Genomic DNA, 18,517 nt, shown 5'->3' on the forward strand with positions numbered 1-18,517 from the left:
CCGCAGCCTCGCAGGCTTGCCTACTTCTTGCCAGCCAGCGACGCGCGCACCGTATCCGTCTTGGCCACCACCGCATCGGCGCACGCTGCGATGCGCTCCACATCGCAGGTGGCCAGTTGCCGGTCGATGAGGGCATCCTTGCGGGTCGAAACCCAGGTCGCGGAATAGACGATGGAGCCCGCATCCTGCGCCGACATGGTGGCGATGCGCACCGTGAGTTGGGCCTTGGCGGCGGCGTCCTGGTAGCGCATGGAGCTGCTCTTGCGGATGCCCTCGGTCACCAGGGCCCCCAGGCGCTGGGCCTGCGGGCCATCGGACTCGGCCACGACGGCCACGTCGCGCACCGTGGCTTGCGCATGGGCCTGCGGCAGCAGGCCGGCCATGGCGGCCGTGATGGCAATGGCCGCCGCGGCGGCGGCTCGGGCGATGGTGGTGCGGTTGTCGTTCTGGGCCATGGTGCTCTTCTCCCTCTGGATATTTGCTTGTTCGTTCTGCGATGCCGCCATGGCAACGCGCCGCAGGCGGCGCCACTGTCCATGGAAATTGCAGCCAAGAATAGGTGCGCGCATCCACCGAACATGCAAGCCTTCGTAACAACCAGGCCCCGCGGCACAAAAAACAACAAGGCGCCAGAAGGTCATGCGGGCTTTGCATCGCGGCCTTCTTCGTCGCGCATGGACACGGAGAAACCAGACCCGACGGCTGTGGGATGCGCCCCACGTCGCCCCAGCTCCCGAGGCGCCGATTGCCGGTCACTCCAGGCGCAGTGCCATCGGCTCCCTGAAGTCCTGAAAGCATTGCGCACAGACCCAGCGGTAGCGGTCGTGCGTGGCATAGCCTTCACGCAGGGCATCCGCCCCATGGAGCGAGAACTCCGCGCTGCAGAATTCGCAGTGGTCATGTTCCCAGCCGGGCCGATAGGGCCGGTACTGCGCCCACTCGAAGAGCGCGCCCCGCAGGTACCGCTCCTGCCCGAACAGACGCCAGTCGGCCAGATCCGCCGGCTTTGGCGGCAGCGCAGCCAGAACTCGGGCCACGCGTTCATGGACCGGCATGTCCTCTTGCAGCCGCAGCACGGGGCAGGTACGTTGCGCCAGCCAGGCATGGTGCTTGCCGAGGCTTCTGCCCTCGGCAGTGCCGCCGTCGTACTGGGCCGCCCACTGCAGAAAAGCGGGGTCGACCGCGCCGTGGCGATCCACCTCGCGCTGGCGCAAGCGCTCCAAGCGGATGTCGGCCGGCAGGTACAGGAAGACAATCAGGCCAAAGGCGTTTTCCACCGCATCGCCCCAGCCCACGATGGAGCCAGACAGCACCACCGCGCCACCGGATGCGATGCCAGAATCCAGCAGGGCCAGGCGCTCAGCCGCATCCCGCTTGTGCCGGAAAGGCGGTGAGGTGGGCAGCCAGTAGTAGTCGTCGGCATCCAGGTGGCGAAGTGGCAAGGCCTGGGCCAGGGCCTGTCCCAAGGTCGTGGTGCCGCTGCCCGACGCGCCCGTGATATGGATGTGCATAGAGGCACCACCTTATCGCATCGAACCGGCCTACGGCGAAGACTTCACGCCCGCCTCGTACTGAATGCAGGGCCGCACGCAACAATCGGGCGCCATCCAGAGCACTTTCGCAGCCGCACACCCATGCCACGACCACGCCCCTTTCTTGCACGATTCACCATCGCCGTCCTCGCCGGCTCGGCGCTGGCGCTGCTGGCGCCCCTGTTGGTGGTGGTGGTCGAGTTCTTCTCGCTGCCCCTGCTGCTGCCCGACGGCACACCCGATGATGGCTACACGCGCACCATCTTCATGACCCTGATGGCCTGGCCCGTGCTGTACCTGGTGGTCGCGGTCTTCCACGCCGTACTGTTCTACCTGCTGTCACGGCTGGGCCTGCTGCGCTGGCCGGTGGCCATGGGGGTGTCCGCCGCCTGGCCGTGGGCCGTGTTCCCGGCGATGGGCGGCGGGATGCTGGCCACGGCGGTGCTCTCCGCGTCGTTTACGGCGGGGGCCTGGGTGGCGTGCCGGATTGCTGCGCCCCCCAAGATTGCGGCCGCAGCCTGACGCTATTCGATGCTCTGCCCGATGCGCCACAGCACGCTGGTCGGATCGACCAGGCAGAAGTCCCGGATGCCCCAGGGCTGGTCCTGCGGCGCAATCACGCGCACGCCATAGCGGCCGGCCAGGTCCTGGGACACGACCCTCTCCCACCAGGCCTGCACGTCGGCCACCATCAGGTGCATCATGAAGTTCTCGGCGTGCTCCTTCACGTAGAAGTTCTGCAGCAGAAAACTGCAGTGGCCGGCGTTGAAGTAGGCCATGTCCGGCGAGAGCAGTTCTTCGCGAAAGCCGAGGTCGGTGTAGAAGCGGCGCGACAGCGCAAAGTCGCGTGCCGGGACATAGGCCTTGATTTCCAGTGTTTCCATTCCCATGGTGCTTGTCTCCTTCTTCCTTGGCCGCTGCGCGCGCGGCGCTGGCCGGGTTCGCTGGAACGGCGGGGTGTGGAATGCCGGCCGGCCCTGGGCCGCATTCTGCCCTCGCCTGAGGGTGCTGCCCCGGCCTGCGGCAGCAGCATCCAGGCGCCCGCAGCATAATGGCCCTCCTGTCCCAACGGCCCGGGGCGCACCCCGGCCTGCACGCTCTTCACCGCCCATGAGATCTGCCGACCGACGTCCCCGCGTTGATGCCCCCCTGCCCCGCGGCGACGTGGCCGGCCTGTCCTCCCAGCGCCACACCGGGGCCCCTCGCTGGACCGGTTTGCTGGCCATCGCCGGCCTGGTGCTGGCACTGGCGGGCGGCCCGGTCCTGGCCAAGGATTCGGGCAGCAAGTCCGGCAGCGGCAGCAGTAACAGCAGCGGCAGCGCGAAGCCAGCACCCTCGTCCGCCCCCCGGCAGAGCTTTGGCTCCTTCGGGTCCTCATCGTCTTCGTCGGCCAAGCGCGAGAGCGCTGCGGCGCCGTCCCGCTCGGCACCGGCGGCGTCCCCTGCGCGCTCCGACGACCGCCCGACCCGCTTCGGCTCGTTCGGCAGCGCGCCCGCCAAGAAGGATGCGGCCCCCGCCGACCAGGCCTCCGGGCGGCCAGAGCGCAAGCCCCAGCCGGCGACCAGTTTCGGCAGCTTTGGCGGCGGCAGCCAGAAGACGGAAGCCACCAAGCCATCCCCCGCAGCCCCGCCCCTGCAGGCGGTCCGGCCGAACAGCTCGGTGGCCAACGACCTGTCGAACAGCACGGCCCGCAACCAGGCGATGCGCTCGTTCGACAATCGGCAGCAGCCCGCTGCACAGCCGTTGCCGCAGGCGGCACGCGCCGAGGCGCAGGCGGCTGCGGCCATTGCCAATGCCCGGCAGCCGAGTGCCGCCCCGGCGGCGCAACTGCAGCGCCAACCACCCGCCCCAGCAGGCCCGAACTTCGGCGGCTATGCACCCGCAGGCGTGGGCGCGGGCGGTGCCACGGCGGCGTATGAGCGGGATCGGCGCATCCACGCCGAACGGCTGGCCGATCAGCGCCAGCGCGCGCTGGACGAAGCGAACGAGCGGGCCTACCGCGCGCAGCGGCAGCAGCAAGCGCAGTGGCCGGTGGACGACCGCCCCGCGCGCCCCTCGGCCCCGCGCAATGGCATGGGGCTGGGCACGGGCGTGGGCGTTGCCGCCGGTGCCGTGGCCGGCGCAGCCCTGGCCACGGCAGCCACTGCGGGAACGTCCCCGCCCTCTGCAACGGGCACCGACAGCGGTGGATCGGCTATCGGGGGCCTGGCCACCGTGGGCGACGGCAGCACCCCGTTCAAGGATGCGGCGGCGCGCGTGCCACCCGCCCCGGCACCAGCAGATTCGGGGCTGGGCGGTGCGTGGATCTTCATCACGCTGGGGGCCCTGGTGATCGGCCTGTACATCCGGGCCAAGCGGCTCAAGGCGCAGGCCGCAGAGCAGACCCAGAGGTACGTGCTGTGAGCTGGTCCCAGGCCCTGGCCAGGGCGCGGGGTCTCCTGGGCGGGCGCGGCGATGCACCGGCCCCCGCGGCCGATGCCGGCGTGCCCCTGGGTGGGCGCATCGGCGGCTCGATCAGTTTTGACGCCACGCCCTTCCGCCTGGCGACCGACACGCTGGTGCCCGCCCCTGCGGACCTGGTGCAGGTCGAGGCGATCTCGCGCCTGCGCTCGGCCGACCTGCAGGGCGCCGTGCACCGCCTGTACACCGCGCGCGGCGACCGGGGCGACGGCCCCGAGTGCTTTTTGCAGATCTACACCGACCCCGAGGGCGAGGCCCGGGAGCTGGTCTACTACCACCGCATCCTGCGCCTGATTCCGGCCAGCGAGGAGGAGCAGGCGGCCTTCCTGGGCGAAGACGGCGCGGGCCTGGGGCAGATCCGCTTCAGCCTGCACCGCGCGCAGTTCGACGGGCTGGGCCTGCCCCAGGCCCTGGTGGAGCAGGCCTTCGGTGACGGCGACACCATCGACTACACGCGCAGCGCCGGCAGCCCCGCGCAGGAGCACATCGCCCCCTTCCGTGGTACCGAGAACCGCATCGACGACCGCCTGGGCCGCAACGGCCTGCGCCAGGACGTGGTGTTCATGCCCTACCGCCGCGGCGTGGCGGGCGGCGGCGAGGAGCAGTTGCTGATCTGCACCGAGATCGTCCAGGAGCAGGACGGCGATGCCTCGCGCCGCGAGATCCACGTGGACTTCATGGTGGGCCTGGTGCTGGGCGCGGACTTCGTGGCCGTGCACTGAGTGCGTATTTCGGCGCTGCAGGACATGGAGATCGTGATACTCCATGCAGGAGGCCAGCTAGCTAGCGCTACAGCCAGCCTGCCTTGCGGAAGCGGTAGTGGACGTAGGAACACACGCTCACGATCAGCAGCAGTGCACCGGGGTAGCCGTAGCGCCATTTCAGCTCGGGCATGTACTCGAAGTTCATGCCCCAGACGCCCACGAAGGCGGTGCAGATCGCAAAGATGCCGGCCCAGGATGCCAGGCGCTTGGTGATCTCGTTGTCCTCAATGGTCACCATCGACAGGTTGACCTGGATGGCCGTGCCGATGGTGTCGCGCATGCCCTCGATCAGGCCATTGATGCGCACCAAGTGGTCCACCACGTCCCGGAAATACTCCTGCGACCCCATGCAGATCTGCGGCACGCGCCCGCCATGGAGCTTGCTTGCGCCCTCGAGCAGGGGGGACACGGCGTGCTTGAGCAGCATGACGCGCTGCTTGAGGTGGTAGAGCTGCTCGATGCTGTCGCGCGCCGCCTTCTTGGTGAAGATCTGGTGCTCGATCTTTTCGAGCTCGACCTCCAGGGCGTCGATGATGGGAAAGTAGCGGTCGACCACGGCGTCCATCAGCGCATACAGCACGAACCCCGAGCCGTGCCGCAGCAGGTCGGGTTCGCGCTCGCAGCGGTCCCTCACGCCCAGGAACCCCTGCTTGCTGCGATTGCGCACCGACAGCACGTAGTTGGGCCCCACGAAGACATCGACCTCGCCCGCATGAAAGTGCCCGGGCCGCTCGGGCTCGGGCTCCAGCAGGTGCATCACCACGAACAGCGAGGCGCCGTACTCTTCGACCTTGGGCCGTTGGTGGCCGTGGTGTGCGTCTTCCACCGCCAGTTCGTGCAGGCCGAACTCTCCGCGCATTTCATCGAGCTCTTCGGGCGTGGCGTCGGCAAGCGCGACCCATACGAAGCACCCCGGCCTCACGATGTATTCGCTGATGTCGGCGACGGGGATGTCCCCCAGCTTGGTGCCATTCTCGTACGCAACGCAATTGATCAACATGGGGACCCTCCTGGTTTGTGGCTGCAAGCGGCATGGTGCCACGCGCCCAAGGCAGTCCCTGCAGTCCCTGCAGTCCCTGCCGTCACTGCCGGAGAACCGCCGCCCTCCCCCCGCCCCTGGTCCGGGGACGCATGGGGCTGCACCTCAGCCCAGCAGCTCCAGGCAGCCCAGGTCTTCCACGGCATCCGCAACGCGGCCGATCTGCGGCCACCAGACATAGGCCGACATGCCCCGCGCAAAGCGCGCCAGGGGCGTGCGCAGGTGCAGCAGCACCGCCAGCCGGTAGTCCTGCTGCAGGGTCTCGCGTGAATAGTCGCCCACCCCGCTGGCCACGAGCGCTGCATGGTAGCGGTCGAGCAGCGGCATCTCGAAGCGTGCGCGCACGCGGCGGTCCCATTGCACCGCCATCATGTATGCGAGGTCCCAGACGCCCACGCCCAGGTGCCAGCCGTCCCAGTCGATGAGCTTGGCCACCCCGGCGGCGTTGCCCTCGCGCGGCACCATCCAGTTCCAGACATGGGCGTCGCCGTGGACCCAGGTGCGGTGGGAGAGCCGGTCGGCGCGCTCCACCAGGGCCGGGAACCCGCGCAGGAACTGGGCGTACATGCCCCGCGTGCGTTCGTCCAGTGCATCACCGGCCTGGGCCTGCAAGCGCTGCCAGGCGCCGTCCTGCCAGTCCGATGCGCGCAGGCGCTCCCACAGCGTGGTGCCGCCCAAGACCGGCGCCTGGCCGGCATCCCTGCCGGCGGCATGAAAGCGCGCCAGCGCCTCGACGATCTGCGCATTGCGTGCCAGGGTCGGCGGCAGCGGCGCCTCGCTGGGGCGCTGGTGCGACTCCGACAAGTCCTCCATCAGCAGCCAGGTGCGTCCCGTGGCTTCGTCCACGCCACCGGCGTAGAAGCGGGGGATCACCGGGCTGGCGAGGCGCGCAGCAATGGTCTCGTAGAACGGCAGCTCCGGCTGGCCGAAGCCGGGGTGCGACACCTTGAGCACGGCGCGTTCCGGTGCGCCGGCGACTGCATCGCCCCAGTCCAGCACCACGCCCGTCAGGTCGGAGAGGTAGCCTGGGGCATCGATCTCCCGGGGGGTTGCAGAGCGCAGCGTGGCGCCCTGCAGCGCCAGGTGACACGCCGGTTGACGCGCCATGTGTTCGGCCAGAAAGGCCGGCGCCAGCAGGCGCGCGAGGATGGTGGGGTCCAATGGTTCCCTGGGGTCTGGTGGTCGGCAGGTGATTGTCGCCGACGCCCACTCAGCCCGCCGCTGCGGGCCGGGCCGGTGCCGCGTCGGCGAGCATGCCGATCAGCGTATCGGGGCTGACGGGCTTGACGAGGTGGTGGTCGAAGCCGGCCTCGCGCGCCCAGCGCATGTCCTGCGCCTGCCCCCAGCCGGTGATGGCCCACAGCTGCAGCAGGCTTCGGCCCCCGAGGGCGCGGATGGCGCGGCAGGCTTCGTAGCCGTTGAGCCGGGGCATGCCGATGTCCAGCAGCACCAGCTCGGGATCGAAGTGCCGCGCCGCCTCGACCGCGGCCTCGCCGTCGTAGACGCAGTGCACCGTGTGGCCCAGCGCGCCCAGCAGCTCGGCCAGGGCGTCAGCCGCGTCCTGGTTGTCGTCGGCCACCAGGATGCGCAGCGGCGCCGCCGCGCGGGCGCCCTGCGCGGCACCGGCGTTCAGCGCCACGGCCGCCCGCTCGGCCGGGCCGACCAGGGGCAGGCGCACCACGAAGGAGCTGCCGTGGCCCACGCCCTCGCTGAAGGCCGCGATCGCGCCGCCATGCAGCTCGATCAGGCGCCGCGTGAGGGCCAGGCCGATCCCCAGGCCGCCGCGCGAGCGCGACAGGGCGGCCTCCTCCTGCGAGAACATCTCGAACACTTTTTCCAGGCGGCCCGGCGCAATGCCTATGCCCTGGTCGGTCAGCGTGACCCGGGCCTCCTCGGCCGAGGTGTCGACCGACAGCTCGATGCGCCCGCCGGCATCCATGTACTTGGCGGCGTTGAGCAGCAGGTTCATGAACACCTGGGCCAGGCGCGTCGGGTCGCCGTCGAGCGTGAGCGACGCGGGGGGCAACTGCATCTCCAGCGTGTGCTTTTGCTCGTCGATCATGGGCCGCGCCGCGTCGATGGCGTCCTGCAGAATGCCGGCCAGCGCCACGCGGCTGCTGTGCAGCTGGATCTTGCCCTGGTTGATGCGGCTCACGTCCATGAGGTCGTCGATCAGCCGGCTCATGGACTTGACCTGCCGGTCGATGAGGTCGGCCGCGCGCTCGACATGCGGCGCCTGCTCGCCCTTCAGGCGCAGCAGCCTGAGCGCGTAGCTCACGGGAGCCAGCGGGTTGCGCAGCTCGTGCGCCAGCGTGGCCAGGAACTCGTCCTTGCGCCGGTCGGCCTCGCGCAGCTGCGCGTCGCGCAGCTGCAGCGCATGGGTGCGCTCCTGCACCCGGCGCTCCAGGGTTTCGTTGAGCAGGCGCAGCTGCTCCTCGGCGGCGCCGCGTTCCGCGACCTCCTGCACCAGGGCCTGGTTCAGTTGCTCCAGCGCCAGGGTCTTGCGGTACAGGTCGGCGAAGATGGCAACCTTGGAGCGCAGCACGCCCACGTTGAAGGGCTTGTGCAGGTAGTCCACGGCGCCGCTGCCGTAGCCTTCGACGACATGCCGGTCGTCGTTGAAGTAGGCGGTCAGGAAGATGATGGGCACGTGCGCCGTCTTCTTGCGCTGCTTGATCAGCTGCGCCAGCTCGAAGCCGGTCATGTCCGGCATGTTCACGTCCAGCACCAGCACCGCGAACTCGTGGTTCATCAGCGCCATCAGCGCCTCGGAGCCCGACGAGGCGTACACCAGGCTGTAGCCCGAGTCCTGGAACACCGCCTCCATCACGGCCAGGTTCGAGGGCTCGTCGTCCACCACCAGGATCTTCACGGGCACGCCGGGGCCCGCCTCGGGCACAGGCCCGCTGCCGCCCTCCTGCGCCGCGATGGCGGCGGGCACGGCAGTTGCCAGGGGCGACAGGGGTGCCGGGAGGTCGGGGGACGCAGGGAACATGGTCATCGGGCCCTGGCTCAGCGGTGCAGCCATACGCGCATCAGCGAGAGCAGCTGGTTGGTGTTCACCGGCTTGGCGATGTAGTCGCTGGCACCGGCCTCCAGGCATTTCTCGCGGTCGCCCTTCATGGCCTTGGCCGTGAGCGCCAGGATGGGCAGCGTGCCGAAGCGGCGGTCCTTGCGGATCTCGCGCATGGTCTCGTAGCCGTCCATCTCCGGCATCATGATGTCCATCAGCACCATCGACAGCTCGGGCGTGCGGTCGATGATCTCGATGGCCTGGCGGCCGTTGGTGGCACTGATGACCTCCACGGCATGGTTCTCCAGCACCGAGGTCAGCGCGAAGATGTTGCGCGCATCGTCGTCCACCACCAGCACCTTGCGCCCGCGCAGCGCGTCCGACGAGTTGTGCAGGCGCTCGAGCATGGCCTGCTTGTCGGGCGGCAGCTCGGTGATCACCCGGTGCAAAAAGAGCGCGGTCTCGTCGAGCAGGCGCTCGGGCGACTGCACGTCCTTGAGGATGATGCTGCGCGACAGCGCCTGCAGCCGCTCCTGCTCGCTGCGGCTCAGGTCCTTGCCGGTGAACACCACCACCGGCAGTTGCGACCAGGCCGGCTCGGCGCGCACCTGCTCGAGCAGCTCGAAGCCGCTCATGTCGGGCAGGCGCAGGTCCAGCACCACGCAGTCGAAGGGCTCGGCCCGGAGCGCCTGCAGCGCCTCGCCGCCGCTCGGGGCAGGCACGATCTCGATGTCGTCGTTGCCCAGCAGCTCGAGCACGGCTGCGCGCTCGATATCGTTGTCCTCGACCACCAGCAGGCGCTTGGTGCGCGGCACGATGAAGTCCTTGATGCGACCGAACGCCGCCTCCAGGCCGGTGGTGGTGGGGCCCTTGACCAGGTAGGCGAAGGCGCCGTGCGACAGCCCGTGCTGGCGCTCCTCCTCCTGGGTGATGATCTGCACCGGGATGTGGCGCAGCGCCGGGTCGAGCTTGAGCTGGTTGAGCACCGTCCAGCCCAGCATGTCGGGCAGGAAGATGTCCAGGCACACGGCCGCCGGCCGGTACTCGCGCGCCAGCGCCAGGCCCAGCGCGCCCTTGTTGGCGACGATGCCCTTGAAGCCGTGCTCGCGCGCGAGGCCCAGCAGGATGCGCGCGTAGTGCGGGTCGTCCTCGATGATCAGCAGCACCTGGTCCTGCGGGATGATGGCCTCGCGGTCGTCGGCCACCTGCTCCTCGCGCAGGCCGCCCAGCGTGGCCAGCGCGCGGCTCGGGGCCTGCTCGGCCAGCTCAGCCGGCCCGCGCGGCCCGGTGCTCTCGCCGTCCACATGCTCCAGGGGCAGGTACAGGGTGAACACGCTGCCCTGGCCGAAGACGCTGGTCAGCCGGATCTCGCCGCCCAGCAGCACCGCCAGCTCGCGGCTGATGGCCAGGCCCAGGCCGGTGCCACCGTACTTGCGCGAGGTGCCGGCATCGGCCTGCTGGAAGGCCTCGAAGATGAGCCGCTGCTTCTCGGGCGCCACGCCGATGCCGGTATCCTCCACCGCGAAGGCCACCACCTGCTGCGCCTGGCGCAGCACCGGGTGCTCGGGCGTCCAGCCGACCTTGGCGATGCCCACGCGCACCTCGACCTGGCCCTGGCTCGTGAACTTGACCGCGTTGGACAGCAGGTTCTTCAGGATCTGCTGCAGGCGCTTGGGGTCGCTGGCCATGGAGCGCGGCAGGTCGCGCTCGAAGCGGATGTGGAACGGCAGGTTCTTGGCCTCGGCCACATGGCGGAAGTTGCGGTCGATGTTGTCGCGCAGCGCCGCGAAGCTGATCTCCTCCACGTCCACCGTGACCGTGCCCGATTCGATCTTGGACAGGTCCAGGATGTCGTTGATCAGGTGCAGCAGGTCGGTGCCCGAGGAGTTGATGTTGCGCGAGAACTCGATCTGCTTGGGCGAGAGGTTGCGCGCGCCGTTCTCGGCCAGCTGCTGGCTCAGGATGAGGATGGAGTTGAGCGGCGTGCGCAGCTCGTGCGACATGTTGGCCAGGAACTCCGACTTGTACTTGGAGGTCAGCGCCAGCTCCGAGGCCTTTTCTTCCAGCGCCCCGCGCGCCTGCTCGACCTCGGTGTTCTTGCGCTCCACCTCGGCGTTCTGCTCGGCCAGCAGGCGCGCCTTGGTGCCCAGCTCCTCGTTGGTCTGCTGCAGCTCGCTCTGGCGCGACTGCAGCTCGGCGGTGAGCTGCTGCGACTGGGTGAGCAGGCCTTCGGTGCGCATGGTCGCCTCGATGGTGTTGATCACCGCCCCGATGTTCAGCGCCAGCTGGTCCAGGAAGTTCAGGTTCACCGCGGTGAAGGGGTGCAGCGAGGCCAGCTCGATCACCGCCTTGGTCTGGTTCTCGAACAGCACCGGCAGCACCACCACGTTCACGCGCTGCGCCTCGCCCAGGCTGGAGCCGATGCGGATGAAATCGGGCGACACGCCCGTCAGCAGGATGCGCTTTTGCTCCACCGCGCACTGGCCCACCAGGCCTTCGCCCAGGGCCAGCCGCTCGGCCAGGCGCGCCTGGCCCACCTGGGCATAGCCCGACAGCCGCGCCAGAGCGCCCCCGACCCCGTCCTGGCCGTCCAGGTGGTAGACCGTGCCCTGGTGGGCATCGACCAGTGGCGCCAGCTCCGACAGCAGCAGCTTGCCCACCGTGGTGAGCTCGCGCTGGCCCTGCAGCATGCCGGTGAAGCGCGCCAGGTTGGTCTTGAGCCAGTCCTGCTCGCGGTTGCGCTCGGTGGTCTCGCGCAGGTTGGAGATCATGGTGTTGATGTTGTCCTTGAGCTCGGACACCTCGCCCTTGGCATCGACCTGGATGGAGCGCGTGAGGTCGCCCTTGGTCACCGCAGTGGCCACCTCGGCAATGGCGCGCACCTGCGTGGTGAGGTTGGCCGCCAGCAGGTTGACGTTGCCGGTCAGGTCCTTCCAGGTGCCGGCCGCGCCGGGCACGTTGGCCTGGCCGCCCAGCCGGCCGTCCACGCCCACCTCGCGTGCCACGTTGGTCACCTGGTCGGCAAAGGTGGCCAGGGTGTCGGTCATGCCGTTGATGGTGTCGGCCAGCGCCGCCACCTCGCCCTTGGCCTGCACCGTCAGGCGCTGGCTCAGGTTGCCGTCGGCCACGGCGGTCACCACCTTGACGATGCCGCGCACCTGCTCGGTCAGGTTGCTGGCCATGAAGTTCACGTTGTCGGTCAGGTCCTTCCAGGTGCCGGCCACGCCGGGCACCGCGGCCTGGCCGCCGAGCTTGCCCTCGGTGCCCACTTCGCGCGCCACGCGCGTGACTTCGGAGGCAAAGCCGTTGAGCTGGTCCACCATGGTGTTGATGGTGTTCTTGAGCTCCAGGATCTCGCCCTTCACGTCCACGGTGATCTTGCGGTTCAGGTCGCCGCGCGCCACGGCGGTGGTCACCTCGGCGATGTTGCGCACCTGGCTGGTGAGGTTGGCGCCCATGGTGTTGACCGAGTCGGTCAGGTCCTTCCAGGTGCCGGCCACGCCGGGCACCACGGCCTGCACGCCCAGGCGGCCCTCGGTGCCCACCTCGCGCGCCACGCGCGTCACCTCGGAGGCAAAGGAGCGCAGCTGCTCGACCATGGTGTTGATGGTCTCCTTGAGCTGCAGGATCTCGCCACGCACGTCCACCGTGATCTTCTTGGACAGGTCGCCATTGGCCACGGCGATCGTCACCTCGGCGATGTTGCGCACCTGGCCCGTGAGGTTGCTGGCCATGGAGTTGACGTTGTCGGTCAGGTCCTTCCAGGTGCCGGCCACGCCGGGCACGGTGGCCTGGCCGCCGAGCTTGCCCTCGGTGCCCACCTCGCGCGCCACGCGCGTCACCTCGGAGGCAAAGGCCGACAGCTGGTCGACCATGGTGTTGATGGTCTCCTTGAGCTGCAGGATTTCGCCCTTCACGTCCACGGTGATCTTGCGGCCCAGGTCGCCCCGGGCGATGGCGGTGGCCACGTCGGCGATGTTGCGCACCTGGCCGGTGAGGTTGTTGGCCATGGAGTTGACGTTGTCGGTCAGGTCCTTCCAGGTGCCCGCCACGCCCGGCACCTGGGCCTGGCCGCCGAGCTTGCCGTCGGTGCCCACCTCGCGCGCCACGCGGCTCACCTCGGCGGCAAAGCTGCGCAGCTGGTCGACCATGGTGTTGATGGTCTCCTTGAGCTCCAGGATCTCGCCGCGCACGTCCACCGTGATCTTCTTGGACAGGTCGCCGTTGGCCACGGCGATCGTCACCTCGGCGATGTTGCGCACCTGGCCCGTGAGGTTCGATGCCATCGAGTTGACGTTGTCGGTCAGGTCCTTCCAGGTGCCAGCCACGCCTTCCACGGCGGCCTGGCCGCCGAGCTTGCCCTCGGTGCCCACCTCGCGCGCCACGCGGCTCACCTCCTCGGCAAAGGCATTGAGCTGGTCGACCATGGTGTTCATGGTCTGCTTGAGCTGCAGGATCTCGCCCTTGACCTCGACCGTGATCTTGCGCGAGAGGTCGCCGCGGGCAATGGCGGTGGCCACGTCGGCGATGTTGCGCACCTGGCCGGTGAGGTTCGACGCCATGAAGTTCACGTTGTCGGTCAGGTCCTTCCAGGTGCCGGCCACGCCGGGCACCTCGGCCTGGCCGCCGAGCTTGCCCTCCGTGCCCACTTCGCGCGCCACGCGTGTCACCTCGCTGGCAAAGCCGTTGAGCTGATCCACCATGGTGTTGATGGTGTTCTTGAGCTCCAGGATTTCGCCGTTCACTTCCACGGTGATCTTGCGGCTCAGATCCCCGCGTGCCACGGCAGTGGTCACGTCGGCGATGTTGCGCACCTGGCCAGTGAGGTTGTTGGCCATGGAGTTGACGTTGTCGGTCAGGTCCTTCCAGGTGCCGGCCACGCCGCGCACCTGGGCCTGGCCGCCGAGCTTGCCCTCGGTACCCACCTCGCGCGCCACGCGCGTCACCTCGCTGGCAAAGCCGTTGAGCTGGTCGACCATGGTGTTCAAGGTGTTCTTGAGCTCCAGGATCTCGCCCTTCACGTCCACCGTGATCTTCTTGGACAGGTCTCCATTGGCCACCGCCGTCGCCACGTTGGCGATGTTGCGCACCTGCGCGGTGAGGTTGCTGGCCATGGAGTTGACGTTGTCGGTCAGGTCCTTCCAGGTGCCTGCCACGCCGGGCACCTGGGCCTGGCCGCCCAACGCCCCTTCGGTACCCACCTCGCGCGCCACGCGGCTGACCTCGCCGGCAAAGCCGTTGAGCTGGTCGACCATGGTGTTGATGGTGTTCTTGAGCTCCAGGATTTCGCCACGCACGTCGGCGGTGATCTTCTTGGACAGGTCGCCGCGCGCCACGGCGGTAGTCACCTCGGCAATGTTGCGCACCTGGCCCGTGAGGTTCGACGCCATGAAGTTCACGTTGTCGGTCAGGTCCTTCCAGGTACCGGCCACGCCGGGCACGGCGGCCTGGCCGCCGAGCTTGCCCTCGGTGCCCACCTCGCGCGCCACGCGCGTCACCTCGCTGGCAAAGCCGTTGAGCTGGTCCACCATGGTGTTGATGGTGTTCTTGAGCTCCAGGATTTCACCGTTGACTTCCACGGTGATCTTGCGCGAGAGGTCGCCGAGCGCCACAGCGGTGGTCACGTCGGCGATGTTGCGCACCTGGCCGGTGAGGTTGTTGGCCATGGAGTTGACGTTGTCGGTCAGGTCCTTCCAGGTGCCCGCCACGCCGGGCACGGCGGCCTGGCCGCCGAGCTTGCCTTCGGTGCCCACCTCGCGCGCCACCCGCGTCACCTCGCTGGCAAAGCCGTTGAGCTGGTCCACCATGGTGTTGATGGTTTCCTTCAATGCCAGGATCTCGCCCTTGACCTCCACCGTGATCTTGGAGGACAGGTCGCCCTTGGCGATGGCGGTGGCCACGCCGGCGATGTTGCGCACCTGGCCCGTGAGGTTGCTGGCCATGGAGTTGACCGAGTCGGTCAGGTCCTTCCAGGTGCCGGCGATGCCGGGCACCTGGGCCTGGCCGCCGAGCTTGCCTTCGGTGCCCACCTCGCGCGCCACGCGCGTCACCTCGGACGAGAAGCCGTTGAGCTGGTCGACCATGGTGTTGATGGTCTCCTTGAGCTCCAGGATCTCGCCCTTGACGTCCACCGTGATCTTGCGCGAGAGGTCGCCGCGCGCCACGGCCGTGGTCACGGTGGCGATGTTGCGCACCTGCGAGGTCAGGTTGTTGGCCATGGAGTTGACCGAGTCGGTCAGGTCCTTCCAGGTGCCCGCCACGCCGGGCACCACAGCCTGGCCGCCCAGGCGGCCATCGGTGCCGACCTCGCGCGCCACGCGCGTCACCTCGGAGGCGAAGGAGCGCAGCTGGTCGACCATGGTGTTGGTCGCCTCCTTGAGCTGCAGGATCTCGCCGCGCACATCCACCGTGATCTTCTTGGACAGGTCGCCGTTGGCCACGGCAATGGTCACATCGGCGATGTTGCGCACCTGCGCCGTGAGGTTGCCGGCCATCTGGTTGACCGACTCGGTCAGGTCCTTCCAGACGCCCGAGACGCCCTTGACCTGCGCCTGGCCGCCCAGCTTGCCCTCGATGCCGACCTCGCGCGCCACGCGCGTCACCTCGGAGGTGAACACCGAGAGCTGCTCGATCATGGTGTTGACGAGCTCGGCCGAGCGGTGGAACTCGCCCTTGAGCGCGCGGCCATCGACCTGCAGCGCCATGGGCTGCCCGAGGTCGCCCTTGGCGACCGCGCCGATGGTGCGCGCGATGTCTGTGGTGGGTCGCACCAGGTCGTCCACCAGGGTGTTGAGGGCGACGACCTGCGCCGCCCAGCTGCCCTGCGCCGCGGGCGCCGTGAGGCGCTGCGCCAGCCGGCCTTCCTTGCCCACCGTCTCGTTCAGGCGGGCGACCTCGCCGGTGAACCCCGCGGCCTGCCGGATGGTCTGGTTGAAGGCTTCGGCGATGCGGCCGTCCGTGCCGGGCCAGTCGACCGGCAGGCGTGCCTGGAAGTCGCCCTCGGCAAAGGACAGCAGCGCAGACAGGATCTGCCGCAATCGCGCCTCGCCCAGCGCGTCCGGAGCCGAAGCGCCCAGGGCATGCTCGCGGGCTGGCGGTTTCTGGTCCACGGACTCGGGTGCAACGGTCTGCGTCATGGAACTGCACTCGCCTTTCGAGAATTTCGTTGAGACAAACCAACCTACCTGCCCCCCGCGAGAGCGCGAAATGAGTGTAGCCCTTTGTAAATTTATCGCTGTAGGAGAGAACCGACAGCAAGCGGGCCCTGCAAAGCGGCCCGGCACGCCCGGCGTATCACCCATTTGAGTGCTGCCCGAGCGCGGGGAATCTCGCCACAATGGCGCCCACACTCACTTTCCCGTGCCTGCCAATGACCCTCCTCGCCGTCCTGCTGATCGCCGCGCTCGCGGGCCTGGCCGCGGCCATCGCCTGGGGCGGGCCGCGGGACATCGCGCCGCTGGCCAGCGTGAACAGCCCCTTCGAGGGCGTGGACTTCAGCGGCCTGCCCCCGGTGCAGCGCTATGCGGCGCGCGATGGCACGCGGCTGGCCTGGCATGCGTATGCGCCGACGGGATCGCCCGCCGCGCCGCGCCAGCGTGTGGTGCTGGTGCATGGCTCCTCGTCGCGCGCGCGCTCCATGCATGTGCTGGCCCAGGCGCTGGCCGCTGCGGGGTACGAGGTCGCGGCCCTGGACATGCGCGGGCACGGGGATTCCGGCGCGCGCGGGCAGGCGTCCTACCTGGGGCAGATGGAGGATGACCTGGAGGATTTTCTGCGCGCAGTGCCCCATGCGGGGCCGCAGACGCTGATGGGTTTCTCCGCGGGCGGCGGCTTTGCGCTGCGCTTTGCCGGCAGCGCCCGGCAAGGCCTGTTCGAGCGCTATGTGCTGCTGGCGCCCTTTCTGCACCAGAACGCGCCCACCGCGCGGCCCGACGTGGGGGGCTGGGCATCGGTCGGCCTGCCGCGCCTGCTGGCGCTGCGCCTGCTCAACCAGCTGGGTATCCGCTGGTGGAACCATCTGGTGGTGCTGCGCTTTGCGCTGGACGAGGCCTCGCGCCCCCACCTCACGCCCAGCTACTCGTACACCGTGGCGATGAACTTCCGGCCCCGGGGGAACTACCTGGGCGATATCCGCCAGGCCCGCAGGGCGCTGTCCATCGTGGCCGGGCAGGACGACGAGGTGTTCCACGCCGACCGCTATGCCCCCCTGTTCGCCCAGGCCGGCCGGCCCGTGCCCGTGGCCGTGGTACCCGGCACCAGCCATATCGGCCTGGTCCTGGACCAGCGGGCCGTGCGCACCGTGGCGCAGGCCTGCGCTGCCTGAATCCTTGTCCACCATGGGAGTGAGCACCATGCACCGCTGGAAGACCCCTCTCCTGTGTGCCCTGGCCTTCGTGGCCGCGGCACTGGCGTACAACGCTGCCACGGCGCTGGCCGTGACCGCCCTGTGGATGCCGCAGCCCGGCTGGTGGACGCCACCGCTGTCCCGGACCCTGTCCGCGATCACGTGGCTGCAGGTGGCGCAGGGCATCGGCGTGCTCGCGGCGGCGCTGCCCTTTGCGCTGGCGCTGCGCCTGGCTGCGCTGCGCCGGCCCGTGGCGCTGGCCTTCGGGCTCAGCATCGCCGCCCTGGTGCTGCCCAACCTGTGGCTGCTGTTCTTCTACCTGCCCTCCTGGCCGCCGCGGATGCTGGCCTCCACCGCGGTGGACTTCATCAAGTGGCTCTGCGTGCTGCCGCTGCTGACCTGGCTGCTGCTCAAGGTGCAGCCGCGTCCGCCGGCTGCGCCCCCGGTGGCTTTTGCAGGTTGACCGGCATGCACACACCCCAGCCTGCCCCACCGTTGGAACCCAACCGCCCCGCCCGCAAAATGAAGCTCTCTGAACTGCGCATTGCCAGCCTGGAGTTCGCCTTCAGCGCAGCGCTACCACTGGGCGTCTGGTTCATGCTGCTCTCGCCCGATGCCTCCTCCGGCGTGCCCTTCCTGCAAAGCGCAGGCTCCTTCCTGGCCTACGCCTTCACCGATTCCGAGGTGTCGCCGACGCTGCGGGTGCACTACATCCTGCTGACGGTGCTGCCGGCCCAGTTGCTGCTGCTGTCGGTAATGACCTGGCGCCAGGCGAGCTCGAAGGGCCGGTGCCACTTCTGGTGCATCTACCTGGGCTGGGTCGCGACAGTCATCGCGATCGCGCTGTTCTACTGGCCCTCTGCCATTGCCTCGGCCCTGGCCACCTACCACGCAGGCAAGGCCGCGGTCGCCTGAGCCGTTCCAACGCGCAACGCACACCCCCCAGCAGCCCATGGCACTCGACTTCATCGCCGGCAACGGCCCCCAGATCCGCAACCCGGCCCACCATGTCGGCAGCATCGACCACCATGAGCTGCCGGCGATCCTGCGCCTGCTCGCGCATGCCGACTCGTTCTTCCTGCACCGCATCTTCGGCCTCTACGAGGACCAGACGTTTTCGACGCAGGAGGTCGAGCAGGCGCTCTCGCACCTGGTGCCGCTCCTGGCCCACCCCCTGGAGAGCGACGACCGCACCCTGCTGCACAAGCTCATCGCGGTGCTGGCCTATGCCAAGGTCACGCAGCAGTCGCTGCACGGCGTGGCACTGTCGGAGTGACGGACTGAACAACGAACGCGCGCGGGCATTCGCTGCCCGGCCGCAGCTAGAATGGGACGGCGCCCTTGCCCCAAGCGCCACCGGGACGT

General features: G+C 69.1%; 14 protein-coding genes. 7 read left to right on the top strand and 7 right to left on the bottom strand.

From position 1 onward, the window contains the following. Nucleotides 1-20: 20 nt before the first annotated feature. Together AC07PF_RS25975 and AC07PF_RS25980 are read right to left on the bottom strand one after the other, a co-directional pair. A complete protein-coding gene (locus AC07PF_RS25975; protein ID WP_494613789.1) occupies nucleotides 21-455 on the bottom strand; it encodes a hypothetical protein in 435 nt (144 codons plus the stop codon). Between the two features lie 297 nt (nucleotides 456-752). Beyond that, entirely contained in the window at nucleotides 753-1,511 is a 759-nt protein-coding gene (locus AC07PF_RS25980; RefSeq protein ID WP_494613790.1) for an AAA family ATPase, read from the bottom strand. A gap of 123 nt (nucleotides 1,512-1,634) precedes the next feature. On the opposite strand from AC07PF_RS25980, the gene AC07PF_RS25985 reads away from it, so the two are divergent. Continuing rightward, a complete protein-coding gene (locus tag AC07PF_RS25985; protein WP_494609580.1) occupies nucleotides 1,635-2,054 on the top strand; it encodes a hypothetical protein in 420 nt (139 codons plus the stop codon). 2 nt (nucleotides 2,055-2,056) lie between these two features. Here AC07PF_RS25985 and AC07PF_RS25990 read toward each other — a convergent pair whose 3' ends face one another. Then, nucleotides 2,057-2,422: a VOC family protein gene (locus AC07PF_RS25990; protein WP_494613791.1), complete on the bottom strand. Its 366-nt coding sequence runs from the start codon at nucleotides 2,420-2,422 to the stop codon at nucleotides 2,057-2,059. A 220-nt stretch (nucleotides 2,423-2,642) separates the two neighbouring features. On the opposite strand from AC07PF_RS25990, the gene AC07PF_RS25995 reads away from it, so the two are divergent. Further along, nucleotides 2,643-3,935 carry a hypothetical protein gene (locus AC07PF_RS25995; RefSeq protein ID WP_494613792.1) on the top strand — a complete coding sequence of 431 codons (1,293 nt, stop codon included), beginning with the start codon at nucleotides 2,643-2,645 and terminating at the stop codon, nucleotides 3,933-3,935. Beyond that, nucleotides 3,932-4,714 carry a DUF2491 family protein gene (locus AC07PF_RS26000; RefSeq protein ID WP_494613793.1) on the top strand — a complete coding sequence of 261 codons (783 nt, stop codon included), beginning with the start codon at nucleotides 3,932-3,934 and terminating at the stop codon, nucleotides 4,712-4,714. The genes AC07PF_RS25995 and AC07PF_RS26000 overlap by 4 nt, the downstream gene beginning before the upstream one ends. Before the next feature lie 67 nt (nucleotides 4,715-4,781). Here AC07PF_RS26000 and AC07PF_RS26005 read toward each other — a convergent pair whose 3' ends face one another. The 4 genes from AC07PF_RS26005 to AC07PF_RS26020 all read right to left on the bottom strand — a co-directional run bounded on the left by AC07PF_RS26005 (nucleotide 4,782) and on the right by AC07PF_RS26020 (nucleotide 15,944). After that, nucleotides 4,782-5,756 (bottom strand): magnesium and cobalt transport protein CorA, encoded by a 975-nt coding sequence (locus AC07PF_RS26005; protein WP_145697761.1) that lies wholly within the window; start codon nucleotides 5,754-5,756, stop codon nucleotides 4,782-4,784. 144 nt (nucleotides 5,757-5,900) lie between these two features. Beyond that, nucleotides 5,901-6,956 carry an aminoglycoside phosphotransferase family protein gene (locus tag AC07PF_RS26010; protein ID WP_494613794.1) on the bottom strand — a complete coding sequence of 352 codons (1,056 nt, stop codon included), beginning with the start codon at nucleotides 6,954-6,956 and terminating at the stop codon, nucleotides 5,901-5,903. Nucleotides 6,957-7,005: 49 nt separating this feature from the next. Next, nucleotides 7,006-8,790: an ATP-binding response regulator gene (locus tag AC07PF_RS26015; protein ID WP_494613795.1), complete on the bottom strand. Its 1,785-nt coding sequence runs from the start codon at nucleotides 8,788-8,790 to the stop codon at nucleotides 7,006-7,008. A 17-nt stretch (nucleotides 8,791-8,807) separates the two neighbouring features. Continuing rightward, the gene (locus AC07PF_RS26020; RefSeq protein ID WP_494613796.1) at nucleotides 8,808-15,944 is read right to left on the bottom strand and encodes a HAMP domain-containing protein; all 7,137 of its coding nucleotides are present in this window, start codon (nucleotides 15,942-15,944) and stop codon (nucleotides 8,808-8,810) included. A gap of 233 nt (nucleotides 15,945-16,177) precedes the next feature. On the opposite strand from AC07PF_RS26020, the gene AC07PF_RS26025 reads away from it, so the two are divergent. From AC07PF_RS26025 to AC07PF_RS26040, 4 genes are read left to right on the top strand one after another with little or no spacing between them, the layout of a single operon-like run. Beyond that, nucleotides 16,178-17,131 carry an alpha/beta fold hydrolase gene (locus AC07PF_RS26025; RefSeq protein WP_494613797.1) on the top strand — a complete coding sequence of 318 codons (954 nt, stop codon included), beginning with the start codon at nucleotides 16,178-16,180 and terminating at the stop codon, nucleotides 17,129-17,131. Nucleotides 17,132-17,159: 28 nt separating this feature from the next. Beyond that, entirely contained in the window at nucleotides 17,160-17,615 is a 456-nt protein-coding gene (locus AC07PF_RS26030) for a hypothetical protein (RefSeq protein WP_494613798.1), read from the top strand. A gap of 59 nt (nucleotides 17,616-17,674) precedes the next feature. Further along, a complete protein-coding gene (locus AC07PF_RS26035) occupies nucleotides 17,675-18,067 on the top strand; it encodes a hypothetical protein (protein ID WP_146187953.1) in 393 nt (130 codons plus the stop codon). A gap of 37 nt (nucleotides 18,068-18,104) precedes the next feature. Then, on the top strand, nucleotides 18,105-18,428 hold the full coding sequence (locus AC07PF_RS26040; protein WP_007851890.1) for a hypothetical protein: 324 nt from the start codon (nucleotides 18,105-18,107) through the stop codon (nucleotides 18,426-18,428). The last annotated feature ends 89 nt before the right edge of the window (nucleotides 18,429-18,517 follow it).

It is taken from the genome of Acidovorax sp. GW821-FHT10A04, assembly GCF_059415825.1.